This is a genomic window from Pantoea sp. IMH, from assembly GCF_000599885.1.
Taxonomy (GTDB): Bacteria; Pseudomonadota; Gammaproteobacteria; order Enterobacterales; family Enterobacteriaceae; genus Erwinia.
Genome location: NZ_JFGT01000005.1, coordinates 701013 through 717796, shown reverse-complemented (window position 1 = coordinate 717796; position 16784 = coordinate 701013). Strand labels below are relative to the sequence as shown.

At 54.9% G+C, this 16784-nt stretch carries 16 protein-coding genes and 1 other annotated feature; of the genes, 4 read left to right on the top strand and 12 right to left on the bottom strand.

The window, feature by feature from the left end; translation table 11 throughout:
* Positions 1-40: 40 nt before the first annotated feature.
* The 5 genes from thrC to EA20_RS0111660 all read right to left on the bottom strand — a co-directional run bounded on the left by thrC (position 41) and on the right by EA20_RS0111660 (position 5771).
* Positions 41-1327 carry a threonine synthase gene (gene thrC, locus EA20_RS0111675; protein ID WP_024967000.1) on the bottom strand — a complete coding sequence of 429 codons (1287 nt, stop codon included), beginning with the start codon at positions 1325-1327 and terminating at the stop codon, positions 41-43.
* A gap of 3 nt (positions 1328-1330) precedes the next feature.
* The gene (gene thrB / locus EA20_RS0111670; RefSeq protein ID WP_024966999.1) at positions 1331-2260 is read right to left on the bottom strand and encodes a homoserine kinase; all 930 of its coding nucleotides are present in this window, start codon (positions 2258-2260) and stop codon (positions 1331-1333) included.
* 2 nt (positions 2261-2262) lie between these two features.
* The gene (gene thrA, locus EA20_RS0111665; protein ID WP_024966998.1) at positions 2263-4725 is read right to left on the bottom strand and encodes a bifunctional aspartate kinase/homoserine dehydrogenase I; all 2463 of its coding nucleotides are present in this window, start codon (positions 4723-4725) and stop codon (positions 2263-2265) included.
* A gap of 25 nt (positions 4726-4750) precedes the next feature.
* Positions 4751-4873 (bottom strand) — a sequence feature (Thr leader region).
* Positions 4809-4880 (bottom strand): thr operon leader peptide, encoded by a 72-nt coding sequence (thrL, locus tag EA20_RS20980; RefSeq protein ID WP_200868324.1) that lies wholly within the window; start codon positions 4878-4880, stop codon positions 4809-4811. (Overlaps the previous feature by 65 nt.)
* A 204-nt stretch (positions 4881-5084) precedes the next feature.
* Positions 5085-5771, bottom strand: coding sequence for a tRNA/rRNA methyltransferase (locus tag EA20_RS0111660; protein ID WP_024966997.1), 687 nt, complete (start codon positions 5769-5771; stop codon positions 5085-5087).
* 614 nt (positions 5772-6385) lie between these two features.
* On the opposite strand from EA20_RS0111660, the gene arcA reads away from it, so the two are divergent.
* On the top strand, positions 6386-7102 hold the full coding sequence (gene arcA / locus EA20_RS0111655) for a two-component system response regulator ArcA (RefSeq protein ID WP_024966996.1): 717 nt from the start codon (positions 6386-6388) through the stop codon (positions 7100-7102).
* A gap of 54 nt (positions 7103-7156) precedes the next feature.
* On the opposite strand, the gene creA is transcribed toward arcA, so the two are convergent.
* Positions 7157-7630 carry a protein CreA gene (creA, locus tag EA20_RS0111650; RefSeq protein WP_024966995.1) on the bottom strand — a complete coding sequence of 158 codons (474 nt, stop codon included), beginning with the start codon at positions 7628-7630 and terminating at the stop codon, positions 7157-7159.
* Positions 7631-7817: 187 nt separating this feature from the next.
* Here creA and robA point away from each other — a divergent pair, with 187 nt between their 5' ends.
* Positions 7818-8699, top strand: coding sequence for an MDR efflux pump AcrAB transcriptional activator RobA (robA, locus tag EA20_RS0111645; RefSeq protein ID WP_024966994.1), 882 nt, complete (start codon positions 7818-7820; stop codon positions 8697-8699).
* Between the two features lie 139 nt (positions 8700-8838).
* Here the strand turns inward: robA and gpmB are convergent, their stop codons facing one another.
* Complete coding sequence (gpmB, locus tag EA20_RS0111640) at positions 8839-9486, bottom strand: 2,3-diphosphoglycerate-dependent phosphoglycerate mutase GpmB (RefSeq protein WP_024966993.1); 648 nt, start codon at positions 9484-9486, stop codon at positions 8839-8841.
* A gap of 50 nt (positions 9487-9536) precedes the next feature.
* On the opposite strand from gpmB, the gene yjjX reads away from it, so the two are divergent.
* The gene (gene yjjX, locus EA20_RS0111635; protein WP_024966992.1) at positions 9537-10091 is read left to right on the top strand and encodes an inosine/xanthosine triphosphatase; all 555 of its coding nucleotides are present in this window, start codon (positions 9537-9539) and stop codon (positions 10089-10091) included.
* On the opposite strand, the gene trpR is transcribed toward yjjX, so the two are convergent.
* The 5 genes from trpR to rbsK form a co-directional block, all read right to left on the bottom strand.
* Positions 10071-10400 carry a trp operon repressor gene (gene trpR / locus EA20_RS0111630; RefSeq protein WP_024966991.1) on the bottom strand — a complete coding sequence of 110 codons (330 nt, stop codon included), beginning with the start codon at positions 10398-10400 and terminating at the stop codon, positions 10071-10073. The two genes, yjjX and trpR, sit on opposite strands and share 21 nt — an antisense overlap.
* A 53-nt stretch (positions 10401-10453) precedes the next feature.
* Entirely contained in the window at positions 10454-12376 is a 1923-nt protein-coding gene (gene sltY / locus EA20_RS0111625; protein WP_024966990.1) for a murein transglycosylase, read from the bottom strand.
* Positions 12377-12631: 255 nt separating this feature from the next.
* Positions 12632-13663, bottom strand: a complete 1032-nt coding sequence (locus EA20_RS0111620) for an aldose 1-epimerase family protein (protein ID WP_024966989.1) — start codon at positions 13661-13663, stop codon at positions 12632-12634.
* Entirely contained in the window at positions 13660-14985 is a 1326-nt protein-coding gene (gene fucP, locus EA20_RS0111615; protein WP_024966988.1) for an L-fucose:H+ symporter permease, read from the bottom strand. The genes EA20_RS0111620 and fucP overlap by 4 nt, the downstream gene beginning before the upstream one ends.
* 13 nt (positions 14986-14998) lie before the next feature.
* Positions 14999-15913, bottom strand: a complete 915-nt coding sequence (gene rbsK, locus EA20_RS0111610; RefSeq protein ID WP_024966987.1) for a ribokinase — start codon at positions 15911-15913, stop codon at positions 14999-15001.
* 183 nt (positions 15914-16096) lie between these two features.
* Between rbsK and deoC the strand changes: the two genes are divergently transcribed.
* Positions 16097-16777 carry a deoxyribose-phosphate aldolase gene (deoC, locus tag EA20_RS0111605; protein ID WP_024966986.1) on the top strand — a complete coding sequence of 227 codons (681 nt, stop codon included), beginning with the start codon at positions 16097-16099 and terminating at the stop codon, positions 16775-16777.
* The last annotated feature ends 7 nt before the right edge of the window (positions 16778-16784 follow it).

Below are 16784 nucleotides of genomic sequence, written 5' to 3'. Positions count from 1 at the left end.
CAAAAATGAAAGCCCCTTCTGAAGCGAAGGGGCTGAATGATTATTTATGGAGCAGGAATTCGCGAAGCTGCGCGAAGTCAGGCGCCATCTGGTGAGAGAGCAGCGGCAGATCGGCGCGCTCGGCCAGCGCTTCAGGTAGCGGCAGCGAACGCCCCAGGATCGCCTCCACGCTCTCCTTAAACTTGGCGGGATGCGCGGTGCCAAGGAAAAGCCCAAACTCCCCTTCCTGCAACTGATCGCGCAACAGCCGGTAAGCAATCGCCGCATGCGGCTCGGAGACATAACCCAGCTCATCCAGTTCACGCATCGTCGCTTTGGTGGTTTCATCATCCACCGCGCCAACGCCCAGCTCATTCATCTGCCAGATTTTACGCCGGAAGATCTCCTCGACCCGTGGCCAGTTGTTGGGCTGGCTGACATCCATCGCATTCGACAGCGTGGCAACGGTCGCATTGGGCAGCCATTCGCCGCCGCTGAGAAAGCGCGGCACGGTATCATTGGCGTTGGTCGCGGCAATAAAGCGCTTCACCGGCAGCCCCAGGGTTTTCGCCAGCAGGCCCGCAGTTAAATCACCAAAGTTTCCGCTCGGAACGGAGACCACCAGCTGATTGCGCTTCTCCTGCGGCAACTGCGCCACAGCCTCAAAGTAGTAGCAAATCTGCGCCAGCAGACGGCTGATATTGATCGAGTTGGCGGAGTTCAGGCCGATCGCTTTTTTCAGCAGCTCATCATCAAACGCCTGCTTAACCAGCGACTGACAGGTATCAAAATCCCCCTCAATGGCGATGGTCTGGATATTACCGCCCAGCGTACAGAACAGCTTCTCCTGCAGCGGACTGATTTTTCCCTGCGGATAGAGGATAACGACGCGCACATTTTCCATACCGTAAAAAGCATGAGCGACGGCGGCACCGGTATCACCCGAGGTGGCGGTCAGAATCGTGATTTTCTCATCGGCTTCGCTGACGTAAGAGAGCATCTGCGCCATAAAGCGGCCGCCAAAATCCTTAAATGCCAGCGTCGGCCCGTGGAACAGCTCCAGCGTGGCGATATCGTCGGTGACGCTCACCACCGGCGCGGGAAAGGTGAAAGCCGTTTTCAGACGTTCGTGCAACTGGTGCGGCGCGATTTCATCACCGATAAACGCCGAAAGGATTTTGCTGCTGCGGGTAACAAAATCCATCTCCAGCATCTCATCAATCTCGGTCAGCTCAAACTCGGGCAGCTCCAGCGGAAAGAAAAGCCCCTGCTGCTTGCCTAATCCCTGCTTAACCGCCTGTGAAAAGCTTACCTGCTCGTTATGGTCCTTAAGATTATAGAGTTTCATGCGTTATCCCAGTTTACGTGCGCCTGCCGTGTCTGAACGGCAAATATGGACGAAGCCTTCATCATTTTGCAGATAGTGCTGGCTGAGCCAGTCGGCCATTCGCTGCGCCGTATCAGGCGTATTGCAGACAGCGAACAGCGTCGGGCCGGAGCCGGAAATACCGCAGGCCAGCGCGCCTATATCCTGAGCGGCCTGACGAGCCTGCGCAAAGCCTGGCAAAAGCTTCGTTCGGTAAGGTTCGGCGATAACATCTTTCATCATTTTCGCCGCCAGTTCAGGCTGCTGTGTATGACAGGCGTGAATAAACCCGCCCATATAGCGCCCATGCCTGATGATCTCTTCTTTACGGTACTGCGCGGGCAGGATCGCGCGCGCTTCTGCGGTGGAAACCTTGATCCCCGGATAGGCCATCACCCACAGCCACTCCTCAAAACCCGGTACCGCCTGGCTGATGATGCCGTTCTCTTCCAGCATCAGCTGCATGCCGCCGAGGAAACAAGGCGCCACATTATCATAATGTACGCTGCCGGAAATGCGTCCTTCCAGCTCGCCCATCAGCGCCAGCAGTTCAGTATCGCTAAGCGGTTTGCCACAGTGCTCATTCATCGCCATCAGCCCGGCAACCACCGAGCAGGCACTCGAACCTAATCCCGAGCCTATCGGCATATTTTTTTCCAGCGTCATGCTTACCGGGATGCGTTTGCCCGTGGCTTCACAAAAGCGATCCCAGCACTGCCAGACGATGTTGTCCTGAGGATCAGCGGGCAGCTTACTGACGAAACGCCCCTCATTACGCAGGCTGAATTCGCTGGCGGCCTCAACGGTCACGCAATCGCCCAGCAGCGTACCGTCAATGGGAGAGACGGCCGCGCCCAGTACGTCAAAGCCCACGCTGACGTTGCCAATCGAGGCCGGGGCATAAATTTTCACCATGGTTAAACTCCTAACTTCCATGACAGAGTACGCAGCAGATCGGCAAACACGCCGGCGGCGGTGACGTCATTACCGGCACCGTAGCCGCGCAGCACCAGCGGAATAGGCTGATAATAGCGGCTGTAAAACGCCAGCGCATTCTCACCATCTTTCACTTTATATAGCGGCGAATGCTCATCCACAGCCTCAATTTTGACGATGCAGCGTCCGCCTTCCTCAATCGCGCCCACAAAACGCAGCACTTTGCCCTCATCACGAGCCGAAGTGACGCGGGCGGCAAAGGCATCGTCGAGTTCGGGCAGACGGGACATAAAGGTCCCGGCATCCGGAATAGCGTTAAAGGCTTCGGGTAATACAGCCTCAATCTCAATATCGCTCAGTTCCAGTTGATAGCCCGCTTCACGCGCCAGGATCAGCAATTTGCGCGCCACGTCGGTGCCGGAAAGATCGTCACGCGGATCGGGTTCGGTAAAACCGAGCTCACGGGCTTGTTTGGTCGCCTCTGAAAGCGAAAACCCTTCATCCAGCTTGCCAAAAATAAAGGATAACGAGCCGGAAAGAATACCGGTGAAGCGGATCAGTTCATCGCCCGCATTGAGCAGGTTCTGTAAATTCTCAATGACCGGCAGCCCCGCGCCGACGTTGGTATCGTAGAGAAACTTACGGCGGGAACGGGCCGCTGCCGTCCGCATTTGCTGATAGTAATTCCAGGAGGAGGTGTTCGCCTTTTTATTTGGCGTGACCACGTGAAAACCTTCCGCAAGGAAATCGGCATACTGATCGGCCACCGCCTGGCTGGAGGTACAGTCGACAATCACCGGATTGAGCAGGTGATACTCTTTTACCAGACGAATCAGGCGGCCCAGGTTAAAGGGTTCTTTTGCGCTTCCCAGCGTCTCTTTCCAGTTTTCCAGCGGAATGCCGTGCACATTGGTCAGCAGCGCCTTTGAGTTGGCAATGCCGCAAACGCGCAGATCGATATGCTTGTTCTTCAGCCAGGCCTGCTGACGGTGCAGCTGATCGATCAGCGCGGCGCCCACACCGCCCACGCCGATGACAAAGACTTCAATTACCTGGTCGGTGGCAAACAGCATCTGGTGCACCACGCGTACGCCGGTGGTCGCATCATCATTATCGACCACGACGGAAATGGAACGCTCCGAGGAGCCCTGCGCAATGGCGATAATATTGATGTTGGCACGCGCCAGCGCAGAGAAGAATTTCGCTGAAATGCCGCGCAACGTTCGCATCCCATCGCCGACCACAGAGATCACCGCCAGCCGTTCCGTCACCGCAAGCGGTTCGAGCAGACCATTTTTCAATTCCAGATAAAACTCCTCTTCCAGCACGCGTCGGGCCCGGGCCTGATCGCTCTGCGGCACGCAAAAACTGATGCTGTATTCGGAGGAAGACTGGGTGATCAGTACCACGGAAATTCCGCTACGGGACATAGCGGCAAAGACTCTGGCCGCCATGCCAACCATTCCCTTCATGCCCGGCCCGGAAACGTTGAACATCGCCATATTATTCAGGTTGGTGATGCCTTTGACCGGATTCTCCTCGTCCGATCCATCACCGCCGATGAGCGTGCCCGGCGCCTGTGGATTGGCGGTGTTTTTGATAAGACAAGGGATCTGAAACTGGGCGATTGGTGTGATGGTCCGGGGATGAAGGACTTTGGCACCAAAATAAGAGAGCTCCATCGCTTCCTGATAGGACATGGACTTGAGCAGTCGTGCATCCGGAACCTGCCGCGGATCGCAGGTATAGACGCCGTCCACATCCGTCCAGATTTCGCAGCAGTCGGCGCGTAAACAGGCGGCCAGCACCGCGGCAGAGTAATCGGAGCCGTTACGGCCAAGAACCACCAGCTCGCCCTTCTCATTGCCGGCGGTAAAACCCGCCATCAGGATCATATTCTCCGCCGGGATCTGACTGGCGGCGATACGCCGGGTGGATTCAGGAATATCGACGGTAGAATCAAGATAGTGACCCACAGCCAGCAGTTTTTCGACCGGATCGATAACGCTGACGGCGTGCCCGCGAGCCTGAAGCAGCGCTTCCATAATGGCGATGGAGAGCTTCTCGCCACGACAGATAATTGCCGCATTGACGCTGTCAGGACACTGCCCGAGCAGGCCAATGCCGTGCAGCATCTGTCTGAGCTGGGCGAACTCCTGATCGACAACTGCCTGCAGCCGTTCAGAGGCAAAGCCGGGCTGGGCATCAGCCAGTCCCTGTAACAGCGAAGCGAAAATGGTTTCGGCATCGCTCAGGTTCGGTAACGCATCCTGACCACCGATCGTTTTCTCAATCATCGCCACCAGATGGTTGGTGATTTTTGCGGGAGCGGACAATACGGTAGCCACCTGTCCCTGCTTAGCATTACTTTCCATGATATCGGCCACGCGCAGAAATCGTTCCGCGTTGGCTACTGAGGTTCCACCGAATTTCAGCACTCGCATTCTCAACATCTCCTGAATTTTTGCCGAAAAAAAAGCCCGCACTGGTTAGGTGCGGGCTTGTTTTTTATTTTTTACTGTATGCGTCAGCCCGCACCGTTACCTGTGGTAATGGTGGTGGTAATAATGATTGTTGTCATCAGGCTGTGATTACGCATAGTAGATTTATCGTCTGTCTGTTTTAAAATCTGTCGGCTTTCAGAATTAAAGCAAACGTCCCACCAAGTCAATTTTTTTATCTTTACGTGCCGCAAAGCCCGCTGAAGATGCGGGAAGCCGTTTAGCCACGCAGCAGGACTTTCATATAATCTGTCGGGCTTAACCCAGCGACTCGCGCTAAAACATAAGCGCTATACAGTATTTTATTCTGGAAGTTTTTTTTCAATGTCGGCGAGCAGACGGTGCAGCATCGCGCTGTCGCGCTGGGCGAGCAGCCCAATCCGCTGGGTCAGCCAGTCCGCCAGTTTATGGTCGTCGCTGACCGAAAGGCGATGCAGCAGCCGGTCGCAGCGCTGACGTAGCGCAGCCAGCTGTTGTACGTCGGCGGGCGCTTCAGTCCGGGCGCTGACCTGACGGAACGCGGCAAGCTGATAGCTATAGACCATGACCGCCTGTCCCAGGTTCAGCGAAGGATAATCTGCCGCCATTGGAATGCCGGTCAGGACATCCACACGATCCAGTTCATCATTGGTCAGACCGGTATCCTCCCGGCCAAAAACCAGCGCGACGCATTTTACCCACTGCTGTTTCTCTTCCAGCAGAGCCTCCACCTGCTGTGGCGTGGCATAGTAGCGGAATTTAGCGCGGCTGCGCGCCGTTGTCGCAATGCTGAAATCAACGTCATGCAGAGCGGCATCAAGTGAGTCCCAGTGCGTCACGTTATCAAGAATATCGCCTGCGCCATGAGCAACACGCCGGGCAGCAGGCTCCTGCCACACCTGGCTGTTAACGATACGCAGTTCATCAAAGCCCATGGTTTTCATCGCACGGGCCGCCGCGCCGACATTTTCGGCTCTGGCAGGGGAAACAAGAATAAAAGGAAAACGCATAAAAATCCCGGAGATCAGCCTGTAAGGGGTGTACTTTGCCACGGCAAGGTAAGGAAAAACAGCAGCGCTAATTTAACAAATTAGCAACACTATAACCCTTCATAAATAATGGTCTTTATGGGCTTCATATTTTTTTCTCTCTGAAAGACCAGATAAAACTACTTATCTCCTGATAACTGATTACGCTTCAGTTAATTAACGATTGTTAAAATTCATCTCTTTTTAGACCCCAGCCGGGGAGTAAACGTGGCGTTAACGGCGCATTACTGTGAGCTAAGCTGGCATTCTGCTGAGCATTTTTCACAAAACTGTTAACGTGCTACAATAGGTTTGATATAAGTCAATTAAGCGTTGTTTTATTACTTATTGATTGTGGCAAATGCTGTTATGTTGCTGTTAATGCGGTTAGGATATACGCCATTTTTGACCGTGCTGACGTCGGTTTTCGTTCCGTCCGATGGAACAATCTGAACGTTAGCGGCGCAGGTCAGAGCATCTGAAACATATTTCTGTACAGCTGTTATTACGCCAGGAACGACGAACCTTGTTTCTCTGCCGCCGTGACAGCTGTATGCCCTGATTCGATTTTGTTGGCAATTTTAGGTAGCGAACACATGCAGACCCCGCACATACTTATCGTTGAAGACGAATTAGTTACTCGCAATACTCTCAAAAGTATTTTTGAGGCCGAAGGCTACATGGTTTATGAAGCTACGGACGGTGCTGAAATGCACCATATTCTGACCGAGAACGATATCAATCTGGTGATCATGGATATCAATCTGCCGGGCAAAAATGGGCTGTTACTGGCGCGTGAGCTGCGTGAGCAGGCGAACGTGGCACTGATGTTCCTGACCGGAAGGGATAACGAGGTGGATAAGATCCTCGGTCTGGAAATTGGCGCTGACGATTATATAACCAAACCCTTCAATCCACGTGAGCTGACCATACGCGCACGTAATCTGCTGTCGCGCACCATGAACCTGGCGCCGCACAGTGAAGAGCGCAAGCTTGTCGAAAGCTATCGCTTTAACGGCTGGGAGCTGGATATCAACAGCCGCTCGCTGATTGGCCCTCATGGTGAACAGTACAAGCTGCCGCGCAGCGAATTTCGCGCGATGCTGCACTTCTGTGAAAACCCAGGGAAAATCCAGACCCGTGCCGATCTGCTGAAGAAGATGACCGGTCGTGAGCTGAAGCCGCATGACCGTACCGTCGACGTCACTATCCGCCGCATTCGTAAACACTTCGAATCGACGCCGGATACGCCGGAAATCATCGCTACCATTCATGGGGAAGGCTACCGCTTCTGTGGTGACCTTCAGGATTAAGCTGCCGTTCGCTTTCCTGAAAGGGCCGGTTTTCCGGCCCTTTTTCTTTTCAGATCAGTTATTCCACGGCATAATAGGCACGGCGCTGAGGGCATTTTTAGGGGAGCCTTCGACGACTTTATCGGAATAGCTGAGATAGATCAGCGTGTTCCGCTTTTGATCGTAAAAACGCACCACCTGTAACTTTTTGAATACCAGTGAAGTGCGCTTGCGAAACACCACCTCGCCTTCTGCTTTTCCCTGAGCGATTTTATCGCTGAGCGTCACCGGACCGACCTGCTGACAAGAGATCGCTGCATCAGCGGTATCTTCCGCCAGGCCCAGACCGCCTTTGATGCCGCCGGTTTTTGCCCGACTGATATAGCAGGTAACATTTTTGACATCAGGGTCGTCGAAGGCTTCTACGATGATTTTATGATCCGGCCCAAATATCTTAAATACTGTGTCTACCGAGCCGACCACGTCGGCCCGTGCGGTAAAAGTTGTGAAAATTACAGACGTGACTATTAACAAAATTCTCATTGTCATAACGTTACCATTGCAGTGAAAATAGATGACAGTGTAAGTGACTTTTCTGCGATATTTTACCGCCATGAGAGGTGCTTACAACGCTTATTGCGCACTGGTATAGCACATTCGCTGCGGGAAAACCGAAAATACCGCCAGCAGCAAGACAATTTTAGAGTACCAATTTCAACCAGGATGAGGACGTTTTATGGATCAAGCCGGTATCATTCGCGATTTGCTAGTCTGGCTTGAAGGCCACCTTGATCAGCCTCTTTCTCTCGATAATGTGGCGACCAAGGCAGGCTATTCTAAGTGGCATCTGCAAAGAATGTTCAAGGAAGTCACCGGACACGCGATTGGCGCCTATATTCGCGCCCGCCGCCTTTCAAAAGCTGCCGTGGCGCTGCGCCTGACCAGCCGGCCTATTCTGGATATTGCCCTGCAATATCGTTTCGACTCGCAGCAAACCTTTACCCGCGCCTTTAAAAAGCAATTCAATCAGACGCCCGCCTGGTATCGCCGGTCATCGGACTGGAATGCGTATGGTCTGCGACCGCCGATCAGGCTGGATGATACCTTTATGCCGGAGGTCACCTTTGTTGACCTGCCTGAAACAGTACTGGTGGGCCAGACACAATCATACACCTGTACGCTCGAGCAAATCTCCAGCTACCGTGATGAGATGCGCCTGCACTTCTGGCATCAGTTCCTGACGGAAACGGACATGATCCCCCCGGTACTGTATGGTCTTCATCAGTCGCGGCCGAGCCTCGAGAAGGATGATGAACAGGAGATCCTCTATACCACAGCGGTCCCATCAGACCAGCTTTCCCAGACTATGCAGTCAACCCAGACGGTGCTGCTGGAGGCGGGCGAATATGCGCAATTTACCTATGAAGGGCCACGCAGTAGTCTTCAGGAGTTTATTTTGCTGATTTACGGCACCTGTATGCCAACGCTTCAGCTGACCCGTCGACACGGCCAGGATATTGAGCGCTTCTATACGCACGGTGGGAAGAAACGCGCGGAACCGCCAGCTAATATTCGCTGCGAATATCTGATCCCTATTCGTCCGCGTACGGAAGCATAACGGCCTGCGCAATACAGGCCTGTATCAACGAACGAAATCAGATGCACTGTGGGGCGATTAACGCCCTGATGTCGGGCGAAGCCCGATGACCTGTCGGAGACCGGTGCGCTTGCGGGGCGATGAACGCCCCACTATCCGCTTAACGCTGAAGCTCATCCAGTGCTGGCGTATCCAGATGAGAAATATCCCCCGCCGTTTCCACCACCCAGCCCGATGCCAGCCAGGCGCTCTGCTGATGATCCACGCGCGAGAGCGAACAGTTCCGCAGACGCAGACGGCGTTCGGCATGCGCCGGCAGCCCGAGAAGCGTTCCCACCAGCACGCCAAGTGCCATTCCATGACTGACCAGCAACGGACGACTACCGGCAGGAAGATTCAGGCAGGCGTTGAGCGCTTCATGCATCCGTTCCGCCAGTTCCGCCATCGTTTCGCCTTCAGGAATACGGCCATTCTCCGTTCCGTCGATCATGGATCTGCGCCATCCCTCTTCCTCCTCGCTCAGAAGGTCGATTGGACGCTGTTCCAGCACGCCCATATTCAGCTCGCGCAGACGCGGATCCAGGTTAACGCTGCAGCCACAGGCGTCAGCAATGATTTCAGCCGTACGCCTCGCCCGCCCCAAATCGCTGGAAATCACGTGGGTGATGCCCAGTTTTTTCACCCTGTCGGCCACCTGATGAGCCTGCCGCTCCCCTTTTTCCGTGAGCGCGCTGTTTGACTGACCCTGAATGCGCCGTGCCGCATTCCAGAGCGTTTCTCCGTGACGAACAAGATAGACCTCTAACATGCTATTTTCCGTTATACTGCGACAAATTTGCCTAAAGGGTTCAACCAATTATGTACCATGTTGTCGCCGCCACAATCAATCCAGCCAAAATTAAGGCAATATCTCAGGCGTTCAGCGATATCTTCGGTGAGGGATCCTGCCATATTGAAGGTGTCGGGGTCGACAGCGGGGTTGCTGCGCAGCCGATGACAAATACGGAAACGAGAACTGGCGCACGCCAGCGCGTGATGAACGCCCGCCAGGTCAGACCAGAAGCGGACTTTTGGGTGGCGATCGAGGCCGGCATCGAAGAGAACAGCGCCTTTGCCTGGATGGTGATTGAGAATCATAAACTGCGCGGCGAATCCCGTTCCGCCAGCTTTACGCTACCGGCCATTGTGATGGCAGGCATTCATCAGGGTCGTGAGCTGGGCGAGGAGATGGCCCGGCTGACCGGGATTGAAAATATCAAGCATAAGGGCGGCGCGATTGGGGCATTTACCGCCGGTCACCTTACCCGCTCCAGCGTATATCATCAGGCACTGATTCTGGCACTGTGTCCGTTCCACAACGCGCTTTATCAGATGAAGCCGGGCGACGAATCCTCAGATTTTACCGCTGCCTGACAGCAGCTGCGCCTCCAGCCAGGCTTTCAGCGCCGGGGGGGCGCTTTTTAGACTGTTCGACCCGCGCGTTATCGTCGCAATCCCCACCCCCAAATCATTCTTCAGCTCGCGCTGGCTCAGCTCTCCACGCATCAGCTCTTCGATAATCCGCAGACGTGTGCCAAAGGCTTCGCGTTCGTCCGGCGTTGTCATCAGCTGAAGCAGCGGCAAATGCAGCCCGTTTTCAAAAGCGTGCTGAAGCAGCGTCACAAAACGCTGCCACTCTTCGTTATGGGGTTCCACCGTGACGGGAACAGAAGAATCGGTCATATCAGGCCCATACTATTAAACTAGTACAGCAGCATAGCACAGGCCCGACCGAATCAGTAGCGCCGTTGCCACTCCGCCTGCGTCAGGATATCGCCCGGATTACCCATAAAATGGCGGTAATAGGCATCATATGCCAGCACGTTTTTCACATAGCCACGCGTTTCTGAGAACGGAATGGTTTCAATAAAGGCCACGGCATCGAGTCGTCCGGCGCTGTTGCCCAGCCAGGTTTTTACCCGCGAAGGCCCCGCATTATAGGCTGCTGAAGAGAAAATCCGGTTCTGCCCGAACTGCTGATAAACCGATTCCAGGTACTGCGTGCCAATCTGGATATTGGTTTCAGGATCGAATAACTGGCTGCTGTTGCTGTATCCCGGCAGCTTAAACACTTTAACCGTATGCGCCGCCGTCGCCGGCATCACCTGCATCAGCCCGGAAGCGCCAACCGGCGAGCGTGCCTTCGGATTCCAGGCGCTCTCCTGGCGGGCAATCGCCATGGCGTAGCTGACTGGAATCGTTTTATCACTCATGTAGCGCTTAAACTGTTCCTGCCAGGCAAGCGGGAAGCGTTCCTGCAAATGATCCCAGAGCTTGCCGGTGATCGTGGCCTGCACGCTGAGATCCCACCAGTTCTGCTGATAAGCGTAACGCGCCAGCTGCTGCTGTTGCGCGCTGGTTTTGCTGGCAACCAGATAGCTCCATTCGGTACGCGCCAGATTATCCATGTTCCAGTACATCAGCTCGCGAACGCGGGATATGGCTGCGCCCTGCGTCAGGCCCGGCTCAGGCTCAGGCGCTTTCACCACTTTTAGCGGATATGCTTCACCGAGACGTTGCGCGGCTACCATCGGATAAAAACCGCGCTCCTGCGTCAGGCTGCGTAGAATTTTCTCCGCTTCCTCTTTTCTGCCCTGCTCTGAGAGCAAATCAGCCTGCCAGTACTGCCATTCATCCTGCTGTTTCGCCTCAACGGGCAGACGGGCAATCCAGGTGTTCATCCCACGGCGATCGTTATTGCCCAACGCCATACGGATCCGCCGCTCAATCAGCGAGGTGGAGTTGCTGCGCATCACCACCCGATCGCGCCAGTGGGCCTGTTCGCTGGTAACGTCGGTGCCCATCATGCGCCAGACGACGGCTTCCTGCAGATCCTGCTCTTCCTGCTCACTCATCTTTTGCGCTTTGACCAGCGAGGGGATCATCGCGCGGGCATTTTCTGGATCTTCACGAACGAGGCGGGCAAACGCCAGAGAGGTCGCCTGACGGGTAAAATCGGTAGGGCCAACCGCACGGGCAAAGGTCATCACATTGGCGGGATTATTTTGCAGATCCATAACGGCCTCAGCCATGGTCTGATAATCCTGAGGTAGCTGCTTCGCCAGATAATTTACCAGGCTGGTATTCCCTTCTTTCATCGCCAGACGGATGCGCTCAAGCGTCGTGATCGGGTTTTGCTCGCCTGCCGCCTGCCAGACGCTGAAAAGCTTATCGCAGGCGCCAGGCAGCGAGGTGCCGCGCAGCCAGATAGCTTTGGCGCCTTCATAGGCGACTTGCTGCTGCCCGGTGGCCCATTTTGCGTAATACCAGTTACACCGCGCAGAGACCGGCTTCGGTTCCTCAGGGCTGAAAACCAGCAGGCCGCGCCAGTCCTGCCGGCGAGCGAGTTCATTAACAAAGCGTGCAGAGAGCGAACGTACCGGCGGCAGCGTCGGGTATTTTTTGATGAAATCGGTAACCACAAAGCCGCTTTGCTGATCCAGATGCTGCGTCAGCTGCCGGTATTCGAGATAGGGGTAAAGCGGATAATCGCGCAGCGTGGGCATCAGCCGCTCAACGGTATCCATCTGATTATTGTCCCAGGCCTGCTTAATCTCCAGATAACGACTTCTCTGCGCATCCAGTGAATCGGCCTGCGCCGCGCCGGCAATCACCGTTAAACAGGCTCCGGCTATCCAGTACTGCCACTTGTCTGCCATGACTTTCCCCACGTTCGCGCCTCTCTTTGTCCTGAACTTGCCAAATTAACTCCCTTCATGCTAACCAGGCATAGCCCGTACCGCTATGTTAAGCACAAATATTTACTCAACGACCTGGCGGAAAAGTCAGAAAGAAACGAGGGAAAGCGTTATGCAGAAACTGGCAGGGGTGTAAAAATCAGGCTGGCATCAGAGGAAAAGCTGAAAGCGCCGCTGGTCAGATAACGGATAATTATCCCACCAGCGGCATTTTTGTTATCGCTGCGGAGCCTCTTCAATCAGGCCGGTTTCAACGGCAAAGTGGCGTGACTCACCTGGCGCAAGGTAAATCAGGCTGCCAGCCTGTTTCGCCGCCGTAAAGCCCTCCGGACGGCAAGTTGCGGGTAACACAAAGGCGGCAACCTGCTGATCGGCATTATGCAAAACCCAACGCGTGGCGGCAGTAAACTGGGCGGTATCAAACTGCGTACTGAAACCATACCCTTCAGGCGAATGGACGCTAAAAGTGACCTGCCGGCCATACTGCGCCAGATTATCGGCAAAAAAGACGATTTCCGGATCGCACATTTCGGGACGATGTAGCCCGTCAAACGTCTCGGGAGCCGCTTCGAGCTGTTGGGTATAGTCACGCCACTGGGGGGTGGGATGAACATGACCCGGAACGGACGTTCTCAACCGGAATGCTTCGTCGGGAATTGACTGGCTGAAAGTGCCCTTCGCCACCCACGCATAGTTCATATGACACATGTACTGTAGCGGCATCTCGCGGCCAGCAAGGTTATCTACAGCCATTTCAATCCGCAAACGTGGCCGCCCGGCCAGCAGCGTCACGGCAGGGGAAGCCCGGTAATGATGACCAAAACCCTTTATATATTCCACTTCTCCCCGCAGCGTTACCCCATCCTCTTCCAGCTCAATCCAGGCCGCGTCCATCGTTGCGCAGGCCATTTCGCCATGCAGCGGATGATCGTCCTCCGGTGCCGGGCAACCGTTGGCCAGCAGGCCGGAATGAAACGCAAAGCAGCCGTAGGTGTCGATAATATTACTGCCCGGCAGCGGTTGTTTAAAACCGCTGCCCATGGTCAGAGAACGGCCGTCAAAGGTGGCATCCCAGATCATCTGCCCGTAAAAGGGCAACAGAGTGACGCTACCCCGGCTGTTTTCCAGCCGGACCGCCTCAATGCCGGAGGGGTAGCGAAACAGCACCACGTTGAATGGCGCACAGGAAAGTAAAGTCTGCGGCGTTTCGGTAAACATCGCCCGGGTCAGTGGGAGTTGCGTTTTCATCGTGCCTCCTCAGCCAGGCGTCCGTCCGCTACAGGTTGGTTTTTATGGCGAAGCTCTCCCCAGAAGTAGAATCCTACCCAGGCAAAGCAGAGCAGCGAGACACCAAAAGCCAGCTGCATGGAGCCAATGATGTCGGAAACCAGCCCCTGAATCGCAGGAACACATGCCGCGCCAACGATAGCCATCACGATAAAGGCGCCGGCTACTTCCGTATACTTGTTCTCTACGGTCGCCAGCGTTCCGGCATAGATTGTTGCCCAGCAGGGACCAAACAGCACGCTGACGAAGACGGCGGCATAGACAGCGGTGAAGTCGGGTACCAGCATCACATAGAGCAGCGTGGCGACGCCCACGGCAGAATACGCCATCAGCACCTTCTCAGCCCGGAAGCGCGTCATCAGGAAATTGGCGACAAACTTGCCGATAAAGAAGCAAATAAAACTGTAAATCATAAAGTTGGACGCATGACGCTCATTGACCGCGCCCAGGTTCAGCGCCAGCCGGATGGTGAATGACCATACGGCCACCTGCATACCAACGTAGAGGAACTGCGCAATGATGCCGCGCTTGAAGTGACGGTTTTTTGCCAGATAGCGGAATGTCTCCCCGAGAGAGGGACGCTGCTTCGCCTCCATTTGCGGTTTGCAATGGGGATAGCGCGTCAGCAGGAACAACACCATCACCACGATCAGCACCATCACCAGATACTTATAAGGTTCCAGCGTATGCTCAAGCATGCTCAGGCGGAACTGATGCAGCTGCTCCGCATTCATCCCGGCCATCTGACTTTCAAGGCTGTCCCCTTCCTGAAACACCAGATATTTACCTAAAACAATGCCCATCAGTGCGCCAACGGGATAGAACGTCTGGCTGATGTTCAGGCGCAGCGTGGCATGCTCGCGATGCCCGATCATTGAACTGTACGTATTAGCTGCGGTTTCCAGAAAGCTCAGCCCGATCGCGATGGCAAAAATCGCCGCGAGGAACATCGTATAGGTCGCCATATGCGAAGCGGGATAAAAGAGCATACAGCCTGCAATATAGAGGGCCAGCCCCAGCACAATAGCAATCTTGTAACTGCTGCTGCGGATCACCAGCGAGGCGGGGATCGCAATCAGAAAGTAACCGCCATAGAAGGCGCTTTGCACCAGGGCGCTGGCAAAATCGCTCAGCTCGAACACGCTTTTAAACTGAGTGATTAAAATATCATTCAGGCTGGCGGCACAGCCCCACAGCGGGAACAGGCAGGAAAGCAGAATAAACTGGAACAGCGGCGTCTTATTCAGGTAGCCGTCAGACTGCTGGACGATGTTCTGGTGCATAGCGCATCCTCATTTAAGCGGTGAGAAAACGGTGAAAGGTGTCGGCATCGGGATAGGAACGCTGCGTTCCCCTTCCCGTGACGCTACAGGCGGCATAAGCCGAAGCCGACGCCATCGCCCGGGGAATATCGCCGTGCTGTATCAGGAAATGCGCGAAGCAGCCGATAAACGCGTCGCCGGCACCGCTGGTATCCACCGCCTTGACGGGTGAAGCGTTGATGCGGTGGACGTTGTCGCCCTGCATCCAGACCGCGCCGCGGCTACCCAGTGTGATAATCAGGTTTTTCAGCCCGCGCGCCAGCAGCATCCGGCCAGCGCTCAAAACTTCTTCTTCGCTGCTGACCGGCAGGCCGGTAAGGATCTCCAGCTCGGTTTCGTTGGGCATGAAAAAATCACACTGGCTGACGTAGTCGATCGCTAAATCGGCAACGGCGGGCGCCGGATTAAGGATCACCTGGATGCCGTGCTGGCGGGCAAAATCGATGGTGTGATAGACGGTTGGCAGCGGGATCTCCAGCTGAAGCACGATCAGACGGCAGCCTTTCAGCGCTTCTGCGGCCGCGTCAATATCCGCAGGCGCCAGCTTCGCATTGGCGCCTTTGATAATCAGAATGCGGTTTTGCGACTGGTCATCGACAAAAATGGGCGCAACGCCGCTTGAGGTGTCGGGCGCGACCGTGACATGACGGGTATCCACGCCGAACTGTTGCAGATTTTTAACCGTATTCTCAGCAAAGAGATCTTCACCCACTTTGCTGACCATCATGACTTTCGCCCCAAGCTTCGCGGCGGCAACGGCCTGATTTGCGCCTTTACCCCCACAGCCCAGCGCAAAGTCAGGCGCCTCTAAGGTTTCGCCCGCTTTAGGCATCGTATTGGTATAGGTAATTAAATCGACCATATTGGAACCGACAACGGCAATATCCATCACATCCTCCCCTGTAAACTTGCCCCATTAAATGTTATAAAAATAACACCAACAAGCGCCAGATGTTAATTATGTGACACCAGTCTCAGCCTGAAAATTAGGCTACTGCAGAAATATAAAGAAGATTGACGCCAGGAAAGGAATGTTACTATTTTAACAAAAATAGCGATCACGGAGATGGAAATGACCTTAACAACGCCCGACTACGCCCCTTATATCGATCACACGCTGCTCGCGGCTGACGCCACCGCCGGGCAAATCACCACCCTTTGTGAAGAAGCGATCGCCCATCGCTTTTATGCGGTCTGCGTCAATGCCGGCTATGTGCCACTGGCGGCGGAAACGCTGAAGGATTCGCCGGTAAAAGTCTGCTCGGTGATCGGTTTTCCGCTGGGGGCCACGCTGACGGCGGTGAAGGTGTTCGAGGCTCAGGCGGCCATCGAGACGGGCGCGCAGGAAATTGATATGGTGATCAATACGGGCTGGTTGAAAAGCGGCGATGTGGCCGCAGTGCGCAACGATATCCAGGCAGTGCGCGAAGTTTGCGGCCCTATACCGTTGAAGGTAATATTAGAAACCTGCCTGCTGAGCGATGACCAAATCGTTCTACTCTGCGAAATCTGCCGTGAGCTGAAAGTGGCTTTTGTGAAGACCTCTACCGGCTTCAGCTCTGGCGGCGCGCGTGAAGATCATATCCGGCTGATGACGGAAAGTGCAGGCCCGGATGTGGCGGTGAAGGCCTCTGGTGCGGTGCGCGATCGCGAGACGGCTGACGCCATGATTCTGGCAGGCGCTACCCGCATCGGCACCAGTTCAGGCATCGCCATCGTGACGGGCAATCGCGCTTGCGCGCAGGGATATTAACCGACAA

Bases quoted from the DNA above. Each gene is read 5' to 3' on its own strand.
- thrC (WP_024967000.1), bottom strand. From the start codon at position 1,327: ATGAAACTCTATAATCTTAAGGACCATAACGAGCAGGTAAGCTTTTCA.
- thrB (WP_024966999.1), bottom strand. From the start codon at position 2,260: ATGGTGAAAATTTATGCCCCGGCCTCGATTGGCAACGTCAGCGTGGGC.
- thrA (WP_024966998.1), bottom strand. From the start codon at position 4,725: ATGCGAGTGCTGAAATTCGGTGGAACCTCAGTAGCCAACGCGGAACGA.
- EA20_RS0111660 (WP_024966997.1), bottom strand. From the start codon at position 5,771: ATGCGTTTTCCTTTTATTCTTGTTTCCCCTGCCAGAGCCGAAAATGTC.
- arcA (WP_024966996.1), top strand. From the start codon at position 6,386: ATGCAGACCCCGCACATACTTATCGTTGAAGACGAATTAGTTACTCGC.
- creA (WP_024966995.1), bottom strand. From the start codon at position 7,630: ATGACAATGAGAATTTTGTTAATAGTCACGTCTGTAATTTTCACAACT.
- robA (WP_024966994.1), top strand. From the start codon at position 7,818: ATGGATCAAGCCGGTATCATTCGCGATTTGCTAGTCTGGCTTGAAGGC.
- gpmB (WP_024966993.1), bottom strand. From the start codon at position 9,486: ATGTTAGAGGTCTATCTTGTTCGTCACGGAGAAACGCTCTGGAATGCG.
- yjjX (WP_024966992.1), top strand. From the start codon at position 9,537: ATGTACCATGTTGTCGCCGCCACAATCAATCCAGCCAAAATTAAGGCA.
- trpR (WP_024966991.1), bottom strand. From the start codon at position 10,400: ATGACCGATTCTTCTGTTCCCGTCACGGTGGAACCCCATAACGAAGAG.
- sltY (WP_024966990.1), bottom strand. From the start codon at position 12,376: ATGGCAGACAAGTGGCAGTACTGGATAGCCGGAGCCTGTTTAACGGTG.
- EA20_RS0111620 (WP_024966989.1), bottom strand. From the start codon at position 13,663: ATGAAAACGCAACTCCCACTGACCCGGGCGATGTTTACCGAAACGCCG.
- fucP (WP_024966988.1), bottom strand. From the start codon at position 14,985: ATGCACCAGAACATCGTCCAGCAGTCTGACGGCTACCTGAATAAGACG.
- rbsK (WP_024966987.1), bottom strand. From the start codon at position 15,913: ATGGATATTGCCGTTGTCGGTTCCAATATGGTCGATTTAATTACCTAT.
- deoC (WP_024966986.1), top strand. From the start codon at position 16,097: ATGACCTTAACAACGCCCGACTACGCCCCTTATATCGATCACACGCTG.